Consider the following 228-nt stretch of genomic DNA (forward strand, 5'->3'; position numbering starts at 1 on the left):
CGCACGGATGTACTCCGCGGAATCACCTCGCATCATCCAGTAGTCCAGGCGCGCGCCGCCCAGGAGACGCAGACGAGCGAGATCGACCATCTGCATGACGATTCGTCCCGCCAGCATCTTCTGGAGGCGGGGGTACTCGACCTCGATCTCCTGAGCGAGATCTGTAACCTCCTTCCTCTTCTCGTCCAGGTACAACTCACGAACTCCGCGCGAGAGGTTGTGCTGCGA

At 61.0% G+C, this 228-nt stretch carries 1 protein-coding gene; it reads right to left on the reverse strand.

The features are described 5' to 3' along the window. A partial coding sequence (locus KVS71_RS19745; protein ID WP_217585362.1) for a hypothetical protein occupies positions 1–228 on the reverse strand: 228 nt, incomplete at both ends.

The sequence above is a fragment of the Microbacterium sp. GbtcB4 genome (assembly GCF_019091465.1).
GTDB classification, from domain to species: Bacteria; Actinomycetota; Actinomycetes; order Actinomycetales; family Microbacteriaceae; genus Microbacterium; species Microbacterium paraoxydans.